Annotated in this window: 18 protein-coding genes; 9 read left to right on the plus strand and 9 right to left on the minus strand. The window is 71.9% G+C overall.

All coding sequences use genetic code 11. The annotated features are described in order from the left end of the window. Positions 1-354: 354 nt before the first annotated feature. The 3 genes from ACWDZ7_RS22990 to ACWDZ7_RS23000 are packed head-to-tail and all read left to right on the plus strand — an operon-like array spanning position 355 to position 3,158. Positions 355-1,101, plus strand: coding sequence for an SDR family oxidoreductase (locus ACWDZ7_RS22990; RefSeq protein ID WP_451799344.1), 747 nt, complete (start codon positions 355-357; stop codon positions 1,099-1,101). A gap of 37 nt (positions 1,102-1,138) precedes the next feature. After that, positions 1,139-2,095 (plus strand): NAD-dependent epimerase/dehydratase family protein, encoded by a 957-nt coding sequence (locus ACWDZ7_RS22995; RefSeq protein WP_451799346.1) that lies wholly within the window; start codon positions 1,139-1,141, stop codon positions 2,093-2,095. Positions 2,096-2,150: 55 nt separating this feature from the next. Then, positions 2,151-3,158, plus strand: coding sequence for a glycosyltransferase family 9 protein (locus ACWDZ7_RS23000; protein ID WP_451799348.1), 1,008 nt, complete (start codon positions 2,151-2,153; stop codon positions 3,156-3,158). 47 nt (positions 3,159-3,205) lie between these two features. On the opposite strand, the gene ACWDZ7_RS23005 is transcribed toward ACWDZ7_RS23000, so the two are convergent. The 4 genes from ACWDZ7_RS23005 to ACWDZ7_RS23020 all read right to left on the minus strand — a co-directional run bounded on the left by ACWDZ7_RS23005 (position 3,206) and on the right by ACWDZ7_RS23020 (position 5,921). Continuing rightward, positions 3,206-3,967: a metallophosphoesterase family protein gene (locus tag ACWDZ7_RS23005; RefSeq protein WP_451799350.1), complete on the minus strand. Its 762-nt coding sequence runs from the start codon at positions 3,965-3,967 to the stop codon at positions 3,206-3,208. Next, the gene (locus tag ACWDZ7_RS23010) at positions 3,964-4,218 is read right to left on the minus strand and encodes a hypothetical protein (RefSeq protein WP_451799352.1); all 255 of its coding nucleotides are present in this window, start codon (positions 4,216-4,218) and stop codon (positions 3,964-3,966) included. Before ACWDZ7_RS23010 ends, ACWDZ7_RS23005 begins: the two co-directional genes overlap by 4 nt. Continuing rightward, complete coding sequence (locus ACWDZ7_RS23015; RefSeq protein WP_451799354.1) at positions 4,215-4,928, minus strand: hypothetical protein; 714 nt, start codon at positions 4,926-4,928, stop codon at positions 4,215-4,217. The genes ACWDZ7_RS23010 and ACWDZ7_RS23015 overlap by 4 nt, the downstream gene beginning before the upstream one ends. Positions 4,929-5,111: 183 nt before the next feature. Continuing rightward, entirely contained in the window at positions 5,112-5,921 is an 810-nt protein-coding gene (locus ACWDZ7_RS23020; protein WP_451799356.1) for an SDR family oxidoreductase, read from the minus strand. Positions 5,922-6,079: 158 nt separating this feature from the next. Between ACWDZ7_RS23020 and ACWDZ7_RS23025 the strand changes: the two genes are divergently transcribed. From ACWDZ7_RS23025 to ACWDZ7_RS23035, 3 genes are all read left to right on the plus strand, one after another. Continuing rightward, entirely contained in the window at positions 6,080-6,334 is a 255-nt protein-coding gene (locus ACWDZ7_RS23025; RefSeq protein ID WP_451799358.1) for a DUF6480 family protein, read from the plus strand. A gap of 66 nt (positions 6,335-6,400) precedes the next feature. Next, positions 6,401-6,550: a hypothetical protein gene (locus ACWDZ7_RS23030; protein ID WP_451799360.1), complete on the plus strand. Its 150-nt coding sequence runs from the start codon at positions 6,401-6,403 to the stop codon at positions 6,548-6,550. A 116-nt stretch (positions 6,551-6,666) separates the two neighbouring features. Beyond that, positions 6,667-8,325: a catalase gene (locus ACWDZ7_RS23035; protein ID WP_451799362.1), complete on the plus strand. Its 1,659-nt coding sequence runs from the start codon at positions 6,667-6,669 to the stop codon at positions 8,323-8,325. A 90-nt stretch (positions 8,326-8,415) separates the two neighbouring features. Here ACWDZ7_RS23035 and ACWDZ7_RS23040 read toward each other — a convergent pair whose 3' ends face one another. Continuing rightward, positions 8,416-8,943, minus strand: a complete 528-nt coding sequence (locus ACWDZ7_RS23040; RefSeq protein ID WP_451799363.1) for a DUF1360 domain-containing protein — start codon at positions 8,941-8,943, stop codon at positions 8,416-8,418. Between the two features lie 95 nt (positions 8,944-9,038). Between ACWDZ7_RS23040 and ACWDZ7_RS23045 the strand changes: the two genes are divergently transcribed. Then, positions 9,039-9,416: a DUF3140 domain-containing protein gene (locus tag ACWDZ7_RS23045; protein ID WP_451799364.1), complete on the plus strand. Its 378-nt coding sequence runs from the start codon at positions 9,039-9,041 to the stop codon at positions 9,414-9,416. Between the two features lie 56 nt (positions 9,417-9,472). Here ACWDZ7_RS23045 and ACWDZ7_RS23050 read toward each other — a convergent pair whose 3' ends face one another. Then, positions 9,473-9,982, minus strand: coding sequence for a DUF5709 domain-containing protein (locus ACWDZ7_RS23050; RefSeq protein ID WP_451799366.1), 510 nt, complete (start codon positions 9,980-9,982; stop codon positions 9,473-9,475). Between the two features lie 151 nt (positions 9,983-10,133). Here ACWDZ7_RS23050 and ACWDZ7_RS23055 point away from each other — a divergent pair, with 151 nt between their 5' ends. Together ACWDZ7_RS23055 and ACWDZ7_RS23060 are read left to right on the plus strand one after the other, a co-directional pair. After that, on the plus strand, positions 10,134-11,150 hold the full coding sequence (locus ACWDZ7_RS23055; RefSeq protein ID WP_451799494.1) for a DNA topoisomerase IB: 1,017 nt from the start codon (positions 10,134-10,136) through the stop codon (positions 11,148-11,150). 48 nt (positions 11,151-11,198) lie between these two features. Continuing rightward, the gene (locus tag ACWDZ7_RS23060) at positions 11,199-11,660 is read left to right on the plus strand and encodes a DUF6098 family protein (RefSeq protein WP_451799368.1); all 462 of its coding nucleotides are present in this window, start codon (positions 11,199-11,201) and stop codon (positions 11,658-11,660) included. Between the two features lie 94 nt (positions 11,661-11,754). Here ACWDZ7_RS23060 and ACWDZ7_RS23065 read toward each other — a convergent pair whose 3' ends face one another. From ACWDZ7_RS23065 to ACWDZ7_RS23075, 3 genes are all read right to left on the minus strand, one after another. Further along, positions 11,755-12,249 carry an SPW repeat protein gene (locus ACWDZ7_RS23065; RefSeq protein WP_451799370.1) on the minus strand — a complete coding sequence of 165 codons (495 nt, stop codon included), beginning with the start codon at positions 12,247-12,249 and terminating at the stop codon, positions 11,755-11,757. Positions 12,250-12,345: 96 nt separating this feature from the next. Then, positions 12,346-12,762 (minus strand): DUF2795 domain-containing protein, encoded by a 417-nt coding sequence (locus ACWDZ7_RS23070; protein ID WP_451799372.1) that lies wholly within the window; start codon positions 12,760-12,762, stop codon positions 12,346-12,348. Between the two features lie 45 nt (positions 12,763-12,807). Beyond that, positions 12,808-13,950 carry a baeRF2 domain-containing protein gene (locus ACWDZ7_RS23075; RefSeq protein ID WP_451799374.1) on the minus strand — a complete coding sequence of 381 codons (1,143 nt, stop codon included), beginning with the start codon at positions 13,948-13,950 and terminating at the stop codon, positions 12,808-12,810. Positions 13,951-14,096: the final 146 nt, after the last annotated feature.

Genomic DNA, 14,096 nt, shown 5'->3' on the forward strand with positions numbered 1-14,096 from the left:
GGAGAGACGTCTTCTGAGCGCGCTGAGGCGTACGGACGCTCCGGAGTGCGGCGTTGACCATGGTGGCAGATGGTGTTCGTGAGCCCCGGTGCCGTTCGGTCGGATACGGCGTCAGAAGAGTCCAAGTGCGGCTCGCGCAGAGCGATTTGGCGGTTCTGGTGTGCTTGCTCACACGGCTCGCGGGTGGGGTCCGTACGCGGCCGTGAAGTCCCGCGCGGTGACGCGGGCCACAGTCACGGACGGGGGCGCCGCGCGGGCGGCCCGAGGTGCCGGAGAGGCCGCTCGGCGTCACAGTGGGAAGCGGAGCGGTCGCCGAGCGCGACCGCGGTCAACCGCACGAAGGAAGGGACTGGCATGGGTGGCGGAGCGCAGGTCGACCTCCAGGGCAAGCGGGCGCTGGTGACCGGGGCGGCCCGGGGCCTCGGCGCCTCGATCGCGAGGGGACTGGCCCGGGCCGGGGCCTCGGTCCTCGTCGCCGACGTCCGGAAGGATCTCGCGCAGGAGCTCTGCGACGACCTCGGCCGCGACGGTCTCGACGCCCGCTTCGTGGAGATGGACGTACGGGACGCCGCCGCGGTCGCCGCCGTCTTCCGGGATCTGGAGGCGGCCGGGGAGTCGGTCGACATCCTGGTCAACAACGCCGCCGTCGACGTCTCCAAGCCCATCGAGCACCTCACGGCCTCCGAGGTGACACGGGTCGTCGAGACCAACCTGCTCGGGCCCATGTACCTGTGCCTGGAGACCTACCGGCGCATGATCGCCCGCGGTGGCGGCCACATCGTGAACATCCTGTCCACCGCCGCGAACCGCACCTGGACCGAGGCGGGCCCCTACGCGGCGGGCAAGTCGGGCCTGCGCGCGTTCACCCACACGCTGTTCAAGGAGGCGCAGCGCGACTGCGTGGGAATCGGCGTCACCGGCATCATCGCCGGTGGCATGGAGACCCCGTTCATCCTGGAGCGCTTCCCGGACGCCGACGTGTCCATGCTGCAGAGCCCGGACATCGTGGCCGACACGGTGCTGTACGCGCTGTCGGTCCCGGCGGGCAGCGCCGTGGGCGAGCTGGTCGTCGTGCCGCGCAAGGAGCCGTCCTGGCCGTGACAAGGGAGGCCGTCCCATGACGCCGACGATGTTCTCCATGGCACCCATACCCCCGCCCCCGTGGGAGAGGGCCGCGGTGACCGCGGGCGCGGGCTTCCTCGGCTCGCATCTGTGCGAACGACTGCTCGGCGCGGGGGTGCGTGTGGACTGCGTCGACGCCGTGCCGCGCGCCTCGGCCCGCGACATCGAGCATCTGGCGGACCGTCCCGGCTTCCGCTATCTGGAGCGGGACATCGCGCACCCCGACTGCCGCGAGGCCCTCGCGGGGCCGTACGACCTCGTCGTGCACCTCGCGTGCCTCACCCCGCCGACCGCCTCCGCGCGGCGCGGGCCGCGTCCCGTGGAGGCGGCGCCCGACGCCGACAGCCTGGGCACCCGCAACGCCCTCGCCGTCGCCGTCCGGGACGGCGCGCGGTTCCTGCTCGCCTCCACCTGCCACGCCGGCGCCCGCCCCACGGCGTACGACGGGTCCCGGCGCTTCTCCGAGGCGCTGACCACCGCGTTCGTGAGCGCCAAGGAGGCCGACGCGGGCATCGTGCGCCTCTTTCCGACGTACGGCCCCCGCATGGGACCGGACGACGGCCCGCTGATCCCGACGCTCATCCGGCAGGCCCTGAGCGCCGAGTCGGTGACCGTCCCCGGCGACGGCAGCCACGCGCCCTCGCTCTGCTACGTCGACGACATCGTCGACGGCGTACTCCTCGTGGCCGCGAGCCGGTCGCTGCGGCCGGTCGACATCGGCGGCGAGCCGGCGGCGACCGTCGAGGAGATCGCCCGCCGGGTGATCGCCCTGACCGGCTCGGACGCCCGCCTGGAGTTCACGGGGGCAGAGTTCGCCGGAACACCCGACGACGGCCCCGAGCCGCCCCGCCCCGAGACCGGTTTCGCCCACGAGATCTTCGGCTGGACGCCCAAGGTCTCCCTGGACGACGGACTCAAGCGCACCGTCGCCGACTTCCTCGACCGGCCCGAGTGGATCAGCCCCGAGGCATGATCAGCGCCGAGGGAGGTATACACCGGGGGGACAGTGGCCGGAGGAAAGGGGCCCGATGAAGGCACTCGTCGTCTGCCTGGACGGTATGACAGGCGTCCTGCTGGCCGGACCGGCCGTCCGGGCGGTCGCCACCCGGGCCGATCACGTGACGCTGATGTGCGGGCCGCGCGGTGCCCCCGCCGCGAGGCTGCTGCCCGACGTCGCCGACGTACTCGTGTGGGAGGCGCCGTGGGCGGGCCCGCGCCCGCCGACGGTGGACGAGGCGGACGTCGAAGGTCTCCTGCACCGGCTGAGGGACACGGCGTACGACGTCGCGCTCGTCTGCACCTCCTTCGGGCAGAGCCCGCTGCCCGCCGCGCTCCTGCTGCGCATGGCGTACGTACGTCATATCGGCGCCGACAGCGCCGACGACTCCGGCAGCCTCATCGACGCCCCCCACCGGCGGCTTCCCGGCCGCCACGACGCCGAGGCGGCGCTCGACGCGGCCGCGGCCCTCGGGTTCCTGCCCAGAACGGGCGACGACGGCCGCCTCCGCGTCCTGCCGGCCCCCGACACGACCGGCCTCACCGGCAACGGCCCCTACGTCGTCCTGCACCCGGGAGCCGGCACACCGGCACGCTCCTGGGGCGCGGACCGCGCGGCCGAGGCGGTCGCCCTGCTCGCCGACGCCGGACACCGTGTCATCGTCACCGGCGGGCCCGACGAGGCGGCCCTGACGCACCATGTGAGCGGCGACACGGCCGTCGACCTCGGCGGGCGCACGGACCTGCGGAGCCTGGCCGGCGTGCTGCGCGCGGCCGATGTCGTCATCGCGGGGAACACCGGCCCGGCCCACCTCGCCGCCGCCACCGGCACCCCCGTCGTCTCCGTCTTCTCCCCGGTCGTCCCGGTGGAACGCCGGGGTCCCTACGGAGTGCCCGTCGTCCTCCTCGGCGACCAGCACAGCCCCTGCGCGGGCACCCGCGCCCGTCACTGCCCGGTGCCCGGCCACCCCTGCCTGACCGAGGTCACCGCCCAGGACGTCGTACGCGGTGTGCAGAAACTCCTGAAGGACGGTGCATGACGGAGGAGGTCGTGACGGGGAAGGTCGTGACGGGGAAGGGCGCCTGACTATCCGCTGTGGGCGGCCGTCGCCGCCGCCTCCGCGGGCCGACGGCCCAAGTGGTACACGTTGAACGCCTTGCGGATCACGGGCTGGGCGACATTGCGCACCGGTACGCCGCCGCTGGTCATGCCGTGCTCGGTGCCCGCGTGCGCGTGGCCGTGGACGGCCAGGTCCGCGCCCGCCGCGTCGACCGCCTCCGCGAGGAGGTAGCTGCCGAGGAACGGGTAGATCTCCAGGGGTTCCCCCGCGAGGGTGTCCGGCACGGGCGCGAAGTGCGTGAGCGCCACCCTGGTGTCGCAGCCCTGCCCGGCCAGTTCGTCCAGCGAGGTCCGCAGGCCCTCGGCGCAGCGGCGGGTGTAGCGGATGAACTCCTTCATCAGCGGCTCGCCGAACTCGCTGCCGCTGCGGCCGACGAACCCGCCGCCGAACCCCTTCGTGCCCGCGATGCCCACGCGCGCCCCGTCGACCTCGACGACCGTGCCCTGCTTCTCCAGCACCCGTACGCCCGCTTCGCGCAGGACGGCGGTGACCTCCTCGGGCCGCTCGTCGTGGTGGTCGTGGTTGCCGAGTACGGCCACCACCGGCACCGGCAGCCCCGCCACTTCGTCGGCGACCACCCGGGCCTCCTCCACCGTGCCGTGGCGGGTGAGGTCCCCGGCGAGCAGCAGCAGGTCCGCACAGTCGTCGAGCGTCTCGAAGGCGGGCCGGAACACTCCCTTGCTGTCGAGGCCCATGTGGATGTCCCCCACGGCGGCGATGCGGATCATGAGACTTCCTCCGGGTGGTCCGGGGCCGCCGCTTCGGCCACCACGATGTCGAAGTGGACCGTGAGCCCGGCCAGTTGCTCGTTCACCGTGCGCAGCAGCTCCTCGCGGCAGTGCGAGGTCGGCACGGCCCCGACGACGGTCACGGACGAGCCGCGGTGCTCCACGCGGATGCCCAGTTCGCCCAGCTCCTCCGCGGCGAGCCGCTCCTTCAGATGGGCGATGCGGTACTCGACGTTGGCTTGGCCGTTCATCGGTCTCCTCCTCGCGGGGCGATGACTTCCAGGCGTTCCAGCAGGTAGAGGAAGGCGGCCGGCATCGGCGCGTCCCCGCACTCGCCGCGCACCGCCTCCCAGTCGACCATCTCGCGCAGCTGCCGTGCGATCGGCAGCACGGCGCCGAAGTCGCAGTGGTGCTCGGAGAAGGCGGCGAGCAGGGCCCGCATCAGGTCGGTCGGCGACAGGACCGGCATGTGCACCGAGTCCACCGGCAGCAGCGTGGCGCGGCCCAACAGCTCCGTGGTGACCGGCTGGTTGGCCAGTTCGAAGATGAGGTCGATGTCCTGGCCGAGGCACTTCGCCTTGAGCAGCCAGTCCTCGGGCGGCGCGTACACCGGCAGACCGGCCTCCTCCAGGGTGGCCGCGACCGCTTCGGCGTCCTCGGGCCTGATGCAGAAGTCGGCGTCGTGCTGGAGGTTTCCGGCGCCGCCGTGCGCGTACACGGCGACGCTGCCGGCGAGCGCGAAGTCGTGTTCGCGCCTCTTGAGGATGGCGGCGACCTGCTTGGTCGCCTCCAGGATGGCCTGGTTGAGGTCGGGCGGAAGCTCTTCCGCGCGCACCTCGTGGTGCGAGGATCCCCCGGCCGGTCCGCCCGTGACCTGTCCGCCCGCCGGACGCAGCTCGGTGACCGGCTTCCGCGTGTCGGGAGTGGTGCCGGGGGTGGTGTCTTCTGCGTTCGGCGTCACCTGCTGCTCCGTTTCCGGACGCCGGCTGCTGCACTGAGCGTGCAGGTCGGCGGTCTCCGACGATCCCTGCTCCAGGCAGCTCCGGTACCCGGACCGCCGGGTTCGACGCTTATATGGATGTCGCTTAGGTGGATTTCCCTTATACCGCAGGGCCAACTGCGCCACCTCTTCGCGCCGCACGGCTCAGGGGCGCCGCCAGTCGTCGCTCTGGAGATGGGATCCGGCCTGGGGGCCCATCCGCACCATGCCGCCGTCGGCGACCCAGGACGCGCCGGTCACGTACGAGGAGTCGGGGCCGGCGAGGAAGGCGATGACGGCGGCGATCTCCCGGGCGTCACCGGGCCGGCCCAGCGGGATGCCGGGGCGGGGCTCGCTGTGGACGTCCGTGTTCTCCTGCCCGGTCATGGGGGTGGCGATCTCGCCGGGTGCGACGGAGTTGACGGTGATGCCGTGCTCCGCCAGTTCCAGGGCCATCACCTGGGTCAGCAGCCCGAGCCCGCCCTTGGCGGCGCAGTAGGGGGCCGCGCCCACGCGGGGCTGGTGCTCGTGGACCGAGGTCACGTTGACGATGCGGCCGCCGTCACCCTGTTGGATCATCCGGCGCGCGGCGCGCTGGCCGCACAGGAACGGGCCGACGAGGTCGGTGTCGACGACGCGCCGCACATCGTCGAGACCCAGTTCGAGGTAGGGGGTCGCGGTGCCCGTACCGGCGTTGTTGACCAGGACGTCGATGCGGCCGAGCCGCTCGGCGAGGTCGTCGACGACGTCCGCGGCATCCGGCAGCCGGGTCAGGTCCATCTGGGCGACGGCCGCGCGCCGCCCGTGCCGGCCCACCTCCTCGGCCGTCCGCTCGGCGCCTTCCTTGTCGCTGTGCCAGGTGATCCCGATGTCCATCCCGGCCTGGGCGAGACGGACGGCGGTGGCCCGGCCGATGCCGGAGTCCGAGCCGGTGATGACGGCCACTTTGGCGGTGGAGTCGGTCGGGACGGTCATGGAACCTCCTTGGGTACGGATCATTCATGGCCCTGCGTCCAGGTTCGGCCATGACGCCCCACGGGTCTCCCCGAGAGCGCGCCGCAACCGTGGCGCGCGGCCCCGCATTCGGCCCGGCGGAAAGGTGAGTCCGCCGAAGTCGTGGGAACTTGAATCCCATGACTGCTTCCCAGCACCCGGAGCCGGACCCGGAGCCGGATCCCGACCCCCGGAGCACCGCGGGACTCGGACCCGGCGGGGGCGTGCCACCGGGGGAGACCCCGCCCGCCGAGAGCAGCATGTCGGGAGCGGGGCCCGCGGAGACCCACAATCCGCCGAAAGGGTGGGCGAAGGGACCGCTGGCCCTGATCATCGGCTTCGCGGTGCTGATCGCGGCGTTCTTCCTGGTCTACGCCCTTGTCCTGCTGCTGTGACGCGGGGTGGCAGTGACGATGGGAAGGACGACCCCCCCAAGACTCGGAGAGGACTGGAGAGACGGCATGAGCGAAGACACCCCGTCCAAGGCGGAAGGCGACCGCGACACCACCGACGACGAGGCGGACGCGCCGCCGCGCACCATGCCCTCGCAGGCCGAGGGCGACGACGACGCGACAGCGGACGGCCCGGCAGCGGACGACACGGACGGCTGAACCCGGGCGGGCAAGTCGACGGCACGGGTGCTCGACAGCAGGTAAACCAGAGCAAGAGGACACGCCAGGCACATCAGGCATATCGGGCCCCTCGGGGCCGAAGGAGTCGACAGGACGTGACGGACGTATCGAGCAAGGGCCCCGCCTCGGGCGACGGCCGCGAGACGCTCACCAACCGGCAGGGCCACCAGGTCTACGACAACCAGAACCAGCGCACCGTCGGCGCCCGTGGCCCGGCGACCCTGGAGAACTACCAGTTCCTTGAGAAGATCAGCCACTTCGACCGCGAGCGCATCCCCGAGCGCGTCGTGCACGCCCGCGGCGTGACCGCGTACGGCTACTTCGAGGCCTACGGAACCTTCGGTGACGAGCCCATCGGCCGCTTCACCCGCGCCAAGGTCTTCCAGGAGCGCGGCAAGCGAACGGACGTCGCCGTGCGCTTCTCCACGGTGATCGGCGGCCGCGACTCCTCGGAGGCGGCCCGCGACCCCCGCGGCTTCGCGGTGAAGTTCTACACCGAGGACGGCAACTGGGACCTGGTCGGCAACAACCTGGGTGTGTTCTTCATCCGGGACGCGATCAAGTTCCCCGACGTCATCCACGCGCTCAAACCGGACCCCGTGACCTTCGAGCAGCAGCCCCGGCGGATCTTCGACTTCATGTCGCAGACGCCCGAGTCCATGCACATGCTGGTCAACCTCTTCAGCCCGCGCGGCATCCCGGCGGACTACCGCCATATGCAGGGCTTCGGCGTCAACACGTACAAGTGGGTCAACGACCAGGGGGAGACCCTCCTGGTGAAGTACCACTGGATGCCCAAACAGGGCGTCCGCAGCATGACCGAGGAGGACGCGGCCAACGTACAGGCCGATGGCCTCGGCCACGCCACCAAGGACCTGTACGAGGCGGTCGCGCGCGGCGACCACCCGGAGTGGGAGCTGCTCGTCCAGGTGATGGACGACCACGACCACCCCGAGCTGGACTTCGACCCCCTCGACGACACGAAGACCTGGCCCGAGCAGGACTTCCCGCCGAAGGCCGTGGGCCGGATGGTGCTCGACCGGATGCCGGAGAACTACTTCGCGGAGAACGAGCAGATCTCCTTCGGCACCGGTGTGCTGGTGGACGGCCTCGACTTCTCCGACGACAAGATGCTCGTCGGCCGCACCTTCTCCTACAGCGACACCCAGCGCCACCGCGTCGGCCCCAACTACCTGCAACTCCCCGTCAACCAGGCCAAGAACGCCCACGTGCGCACCAACCAGCGCGACGGCCAGATGACCTATCACGTCGACGGCGGCGGCGAGAACCCCATCGTCAACTACGAGCCGTCCATCACCGGCGGCCTGCGGGAAGGGCAGTACCCGACCCACGACGAGCAGGGACCGGAGATCCACGGCAGGCTCACGCGCAAGCGCATCCCGCGCACCAACGACTACATCCAGGCCGGGCAGCGCTACTGCCTCATGGAGCAGTGGGAGCGGGACGACCTCGTGCACAACCTCGTCGACCTGCTCTCCCAGTGCGACCGGGAGGTCCAGGAGCGGATGGTCTGGCACTTCCTCCTCGCGGAGAACGAGCTGGGCCTCAAGATCGGCGAAGGGCTCGGCATCGGCGCGAAGGACGTCGCCGGCCTTCAGCCGCTGGCCAGCCAGGACCTGACCGAGGAGGACCGCAAGCGGCTCGCGAACCTCGGGGAGAACCCGCCGCGTGACGTCAGCGGGCTGACCATGACGCACTGCGTCCCGGACGAGCGGCATGTCGTGACGCGCTGAGCATGACGCCCGGAGCGTGACGCGTCGAGGCGGGCGACCTCCGCGGCCGTGCTTGTGTCGAGGCCGGCCGCGGAGGGGTACGTGGTCGCGTCAGCCCTCGGCGTTCTCCTGGGTCCACGCCCAGGCGTACTGGAGCCAGTCGGCGAGAGCCATGGCGCCGAGGCCCGCGCCGACCAGGCGGGCGCTCCGCGGGGCGAAGACGTAGGCCCCCATGAACCCCGTGGCGGTCCAGGCCGAGGCGCAGAACGGGCAGGTCACCAGGTCGCCCATGGCCAGCCTCAGGCCGGTGCCGCGCGGCTCGTCCATGACCTCGCCGGCCGTCGTGTCCTCCTTGCGGCGGGCGAAGGGCGCCCTGAGGAAGCCGGTGATCTTGTCCTTGGTGAGCAGCCGCGCCGTCTTGAACGTCGCCACGCCGATCAGCGCCACGTCCCACGGCGGTACGCGCTCCGGCAGGACGACACCGCGGCGGCGCGCCAGCAGCACGAGGGCGCCGGTCGCGGCGGTGAACGTCGCGGCGAGGGTGGCGTACCCCACGAGGGGAACGGCCCCCCGCCCGTCATAGGCCTGGCCGTCCTGCCCGGCCTGGCCATCCTGTCCCAGAAGTTCGTCGGCCGTCATGGCGCCTCCAGAGGTGCGGTGAGCGGTTTCGGGTGGTGCTCCTGGGCACCCGGCCAAGAGCAGGGACACCTGCGTACGAAAGGAAGAAAACTGTCATGGTGGATATTTCCGAAGCGGAGCTGGACGATCTGTGGAACGAGTTCCACGCGGTGGTCAACATGACCTCGCGTGAGCTGAGCGACTGGCTCATGACCCGTTCCGCCGGCGAGGAGACCGAGGAGGTGCCGGACCACTCGGGTACCCAGAACGGCCGCCGGGTCCTGGAGATCCTCGGCAAACGGCGCACCGACCTGACCGCGGACGACCTCCGCGTCATGCGCAAGGTCATCGACGTCGTCACCGCCGAGCGGGGCGTCGACATGGAACCCACCGCGGGCGAGGCGCACTGGCGCCACCGGCTGATGACGCTCGGCCACGACCCGCTGAAGCCACTGGCCTCCGACGCCGGCACCTCCCGCACCCAGCAGCGCTGACCCGCGGGCCGTCGGACGCGCGGCCCGCGTGGCGCAGATGGATCCCCGCCCCTCCGTCAGTACCGGTCCTCGCCGGGAGCGGGAGCGGGAGCGGGAGCGGGCGGCAGGTCCTCCTCGTCGACCACGTGCATCGCGGCCTCCTCGGCGCCCGCCGCGCCGCCGTCGATGCCCGTGTCCCTGGCGACGACTTCCTTCGTGGTGTCCGTGTGGGCGCCTTCGTCCGGGGCCACCAGGCGCCCGGCGCGGGCGCCCCCGGCCTCCGGGTCCACGGGTTCGCCCTCGCCTCCCGGCAGGTCGCCGACGCCGTCGCCGAGGGGCTCCTGCGTGTCGGGCACCTCCTGCCGGAGCCGCTCGTCGAGCGTCTCGCCCTCGTGCTGCTCCGCCGCCGTGGTGCCGGTCTTGGTGACGCCCAGCGGCTTCTCCGGCGGCGAGTAGCCCTCGTCGAGCATGTCGTCGTAGGTGCGCTCGTCGAGCGCGTCCTGGAGGTCCAGGGGTGCCGCGTCCTCCTGCTCCTCGTTGTCGCCGGTGGGCTGGTAGGCGTCGTCCGCCATGTTCTGGTCACTCATGACTACCTCGCGCTTCTGTGATCCTTGGGGCGCGCTTCGCCCACTGATGGTCGCGCCTCGGTCTCTCGAAGTGCCCGCGACACACTCCGCCAAACGATCTGATCCGAGGTCTGCCACCCCCTGATCGGGGCACTCTTCGGACATGCGCGAGATGCGGCGACTGAGAACGAGTGACGTCCATCGGCCAGGAATCCGGCGCATCCGTTCGGGCCGCGGATTCCGGTACGTGGACGCCTCCGGGTCGCCCATCACCGACCCGGAGGAGAAGGACCGCCTGCGGCGGCTGGTCATCCCGCCCGCCTGGCAGGACGTCTGGATCTGCCCGTGGCCCAACGGGCACCTCCAAGCCGTCGGCACCGACGCCGCGGGCAGGCGCCAGTACCTGTACCACCCGAGGTTCCGCGAGCAGCAGGAGGCTGCCAAGCACGACCACGTCCTCGAGGTCGCCGCCGTGCTCCCCGACGTACGCGCGCACGTCGCGGAGGACCTCGCCGGGCGGGGGCTCACCCGCGCGCGGGTCCTCGCCTGCGCCGTCCGCCTGCTCGACCTCGGCTTCTTCCGCATCGGCAACGAGTCCTACCGCCGGGACAACGGCACGTACGGGCTGACCACCCTGCTCAAGGAACACGCCTCCTGCCGGAGCGGCGAGGTCTGCCTCACGTATCCGGCGAAGTACGCGAAGACGCAGACCCGCGCCCTGGTCGACCCCGCCGCCTGCGAGGTCCTGCGCTCCCTGCTGCGCCGCCGCGACGCGGGCGCGCGGCTGTTCGCGTACCGGCGGGGCCGGGACTGGCACGAACTGCGCGCCGAGGAACTCAACGACTATCTGCGGGACCGCGCGGGCACGGACATCACCGCCAAGGACTTCCGGACCTGGCACGCCACCGTCCTCGCGGCGGTCGCCCTCGCCGTCTCGGCACGGAGCGCCGAGGAATCGAAGGCGGCACGCAGCCGCGCCGTCGCCCGCGCCGTCCGCGAGGTCAGCCACTATTTGGGCAACACCCCCGCCGTGTGCCGCGCCTCGTACATCAATCCCCGGGTCATCGAACTCTTCGAGGAGGGCCGCACGATCGCCGCCGCCCTCGACCGGCTCGGCGAGGACACCGCCTTCGGCCGGCCCGCCACCCAGGGAGCCGTCGAAGAGGCGGTACTGCGGCTGCTGACGTGAGATGGCGGAACGACGGAACGTATCGGGACGAAGGAAGTGACCCCTCGCATGAGCAGTTCGGACGACCTGCCGGTCCTGCGCACCCTGCGGGAGCTGGCCCACCTCGTGGAACGGCACAGGAGCCTGTACGTGCGCTGGTCCCGCGGGCCGGGGACGGACCTCGGCAACGGCAGGACGAGGACGATGAGCAGGGACGATCTGACGGGCGTGGACATGTCCGGGCTCTCGGCCAACCCCCTCGACATCGAGCCGTGGTGGCAGGACCGGCCCATCGAGCTGTGGGTGGCGCGCCGTCTGCACGACTACTCGCACCTGCCGCGCGAGAAGGGCGACGGCGTACGTCCCTGGGTGCTGCTCGGCCACGAGAACGGCCGCGGCCCCGACAACGAGCCGCTGGTCAAGGACGTGGAGCCGATGGCCTGGATCGACGCCAGGATGATCGACGAGGCCCGCGAGAAGGTGGCCCGCGAGGCGGGCGAGTGGGGGCCGCTGCGGCGTACGGACGAGTGACACCGTACGAACCAGTACGACTCGATGACAAGGGCGCGCCCCATGGCACCGGAGATGCCGTGGGGCGCGCCGTACTCGTGATGCGGCCGGTCGGTCAGCTGGGTCCGGCCCGGTAGGCCTTCGCCTTGCCGCGCCCGGTGTTCGAGCCGCCTCCCGAGCGGGCCGCCGCGCTCGCCGCGAGGCCGAGCAGGAGCGCCAGGGCGCCGGTGATGACGTTGCTGACCACGGACCTGGTGGTGCTGACGTCACCCGCCACGACCCACGGGGCGACGATCGTCCACACGCCCAGGGCGCAGGCGGCCCACGCCATGCTGTGGGTGCGCTCGTACGCCCGGCCGAAGCCGCCGCTCATCAGAAGGGCGTAGGCGATGCCGACGATCAGGTTGGCGACCGCGAGGCGCGTCAGGCCGTTGAAGCCCACGATCCACGGCGAGGCTGCCAGGTAGAGACCGGTGAGGAAGGCCATCGTCTCGACGGCCTGCACTTTGGGCGTGCTCGCCGCACGCTCGGCCATCTCGTGGCGGGCGCGGATGTCGGCGATGTCGGGGTGCGTTTCCATGGACGACGAGGTCCTGGGGGACGTTGTCATGACGTCCACCTCCAGCTGGTGATGGTTCGGGGTGCGGATGGGGCCACGCGTACCGACGTGCGCGGCCGGACCAGGACGGGTACTCGGGGCAGCGCGTCAGTCCGGGGGCTGTCCTGCGCCGGTGCCGAGGGCGCGCACGGCGTCGGTGACGTCGCTGTACGTCCGCCCCTCGGGCAGCCGCTCGGCCGCTCGCAGTGCGGAGTCCGGCGCGTGGTGCGATTGCAGCGCCTTCAGCAGCGTCTGCCGGTCGGCGGGGAACGTGGTGCGTTCCAGGTGGCGGCTGAGTTCCAGGCGCGTGGCATCGGCCTCGGCGGCGGAGCGCGCCCGCTCCCGGGCCTCGCCCGGCGGCGGTACGGGACCGCTCGGGTCCACGGCCACGTCGTCGTCAGCCGGCGGCTCGGGGTCGTTCGCCTCCTCGACGTGTGTGTGCTGACCGGAGCGCATATAGCCCTCCAGCTCGTGCTTCATCTCGTCGTCCTTGCGCGGACTCACCGGGTTGCTGCCTCGGTCCACGGCAAGCACCTCCCTTTCTCGTGGGCCCAGGGACCGGGGTGGCCCCTAGGCCGGACTCGGCTCGTACGTCCAGCGCAACAGGGCGCCGAGTCCGCCGGCCGGGATGTCGTCGCTCACCTCCTCGAAGGGGATGATCAGTACGTCGGCGGACGTGGCCGCGGCGGAACGCAGCAGCGCGTCGTCGGCGCGTACGGGGACGGGGTGGCTCTCGCCCAGGGCCTCCGCGTCGGTGCGCCGCACCGCCACCTGGTCCGGGTCGGGGCCCGCCCACATCTCCTGGTGCAGATCGGGCCCGTCGGGCCGCACCAGGAGCGTGTCGATGCGGTGCTGCCGGGCGGCGTCCGCCACGGCGGGCACCCCCTCCACGGCGTCGGTCGGCCGGTCGGTACCCACGCGTCCCGCGCGGAAACGGTCGAGCGCCTGCTCGACGCGCCGGTGCAGATGGTCCTGGCGGGCCTGTTCGATGGCCTCTTCCAGCGCGGGCGACTCGGAACCGGCGGCTCGGCCGCCGTGCTCGGTCTCGACCGTGACGTCCTTGACCTGGTCCGGGAGTTTGTCGTGCACGGAGCGCCGCTCGCGCGGGTCGCCCACGAGCACCACGAGATCCGCGCCGGACTCCTCGTGGGCTGCGGCCAGCGCTTCGGCGATCTCCCCGGCGTTGTGCTCCCAGGTGTTCTCCACCTTGAGCTGGAAGTGCCGTTCGGACCAGTCGGACGTCGCCGTGCGGTGCACCGGCCACTGGTCGCCCTCCACATGCCCGGAGTCCTGTGGGCGCCTGCCGCCTTCCCGTAGCCGGAAGTCGGCGCCGGTGCGGTCGATGTAGGCGACGAGGCAGACCGGGTCCTGGCCGCACAGTTCCAGCAGGGGCGCCAGCCGGGGGAGCGGGGCCCAGCAGGCCGATTCGGACTGTGGCCGCCGGGACAGGCGGTGGCTGAGCACGACCTCACCGCCGGTGGCGAAGACGACCCGGCCCGCCGGTTCCTCGGCGGGGGACAGCCCCGTCAGGTTGGCGCGGACGGCTTCCGTGGTGGCCTCGTCGGCGCCCTCTTGTTCCAGGGTCCGGCAGATGTCCCGTACGGAGAGTTCACGCCGCTTGGCGCCGGATTCGTCCGGCTGCCCGGGATCGAAGTACACGGTCGCCCAGGGGCCGGGGCGGTCCAGGAGCGGTTGCAGAAATGAAAGGCGCATGGTGGCTCCGGGTTCCAGTCGGTGGTGTCGTTTCTCCTGGCCTCCGGGCCAGGCACGGCGATCGCCTCCTCATAGCCGGTACCCCCCGCAAAGGGGTGCAAACTACCTCATATTACTGGATGGCCGGAGGCGAAACCTCGGCCCGG

The organism is Streptomyces sp. NPDC003032, from assembly GCF_053591415.1.

Bases quoted from the DNA above. Each gene is read 5' to 3' on its own strand.
- ACWDZ7_RS22990 (WP_451799344.1), top strand. From the start codon at position 355: ATGGGTGGCGGAGCGCAGGTCGACCTCCAGGGCAAGCGGGCGCTGGTG.
- ACWDZ7_RS22995 (WP_451799346.1), top strand. From the start codon at position 1,139: ATGGCACCCATACCCCCGCCCCCGTGGGAGAGGGCCGCGGTGACCGCG.
- ACWDZ7_RS23000 (WP_451799348.1), top strand. From the start codon at position 2,151: ATGAAGGCACTCGTCGTCTGCCTGGACGGTATGACAGGCGTCCTGCTG.
- ACWDZ7_RS23005 (WP_451799350.1), bottom strand. From the start codon at position 3,967: ATGATCCGCATCGCCGCCGTGGGGGACATCCACATGGGCCTCGACAGC.
- ACWDZ7_RS23010 (WP_451799352.1), bottom strand. From the start codon at position 4,218: ATGAACGGCCAAGCCAACGTCGAGTACCGCATCGCCCATCTGAAGGAG.
- ACWDZ7_RS23020 (WP_451799356.1), bottom strand. From the start codon at position 5,921: ATGACCGTCCCGACCGACTCCACCGCCAAAGTGGCCGTCATCACCGGC.
- ACWDZ7_RS23025 (WP_451799358.1), top strand. From the start codon at position 6,080: ATGACTGCTTCCCAGCACCCGGAGCCGGACCCGGAGCCGGATCCCGAC.
- ACWDZ7_RS23030 (WP_451799360.1), top strand. From the start codon at position 6,401: ATGAGCGAAGACACCCCGTCCAAGGCGGAAGGCGACCGCGACACCACC.
- ACWDZ7_RS23040 (WP_451799363.1), bottom strand. From the start codon at position 8,943: ATGACGGCCGACGAACTTCTGGGACAGGATGGCCAGGCCGGGCAGGAC.
- ACWDZ7_RS23045 (WP_451799364.1), top strand. From the start codon at position 9,039: ATGGTGGATATTTCCGAAGCGGAGCTGGACGATCTGTGGAACGAGTTC.
- ACWDZ7_RS23050 (WP_451799366.1), bottom strand. From the start codon at position 9,982: ATGAGTGACCAGAACATGGCGGACGACGCCTACCAGCCCACCGGCGAC.
- ACWDZ7_RS23055 (WP_451799494.1), top strand. From the start codon at position 10,134: ATGCGGCGACTGAGAACGAGTGACGTCCATCGGCCAGGAATCCGGCGC.
- ACWDZ7_RS23060 (WP_451799368.1), top strand. From the start codon at position 11,199: ATGAGCAGTTCGGACGACCTGCCGGTCCTGCGCACCCTGCGGGAGCTG.
- ACWDZ7_RS23065 (WP_451799370.1), bottom strand. From the start codon at position 12,249: ATGACAACGTCCCCCAGGACCTCGTCGTCCATGGAAACGCACCCCGAC.
- ACWDZ7_RS23075 (WP_451799374.1), bottom strand. From the start codon at position 13,950: ATGCGCCTTTCATTTCTGCAACCGCTCCTGGACCGCCCCGGCCCCTGG.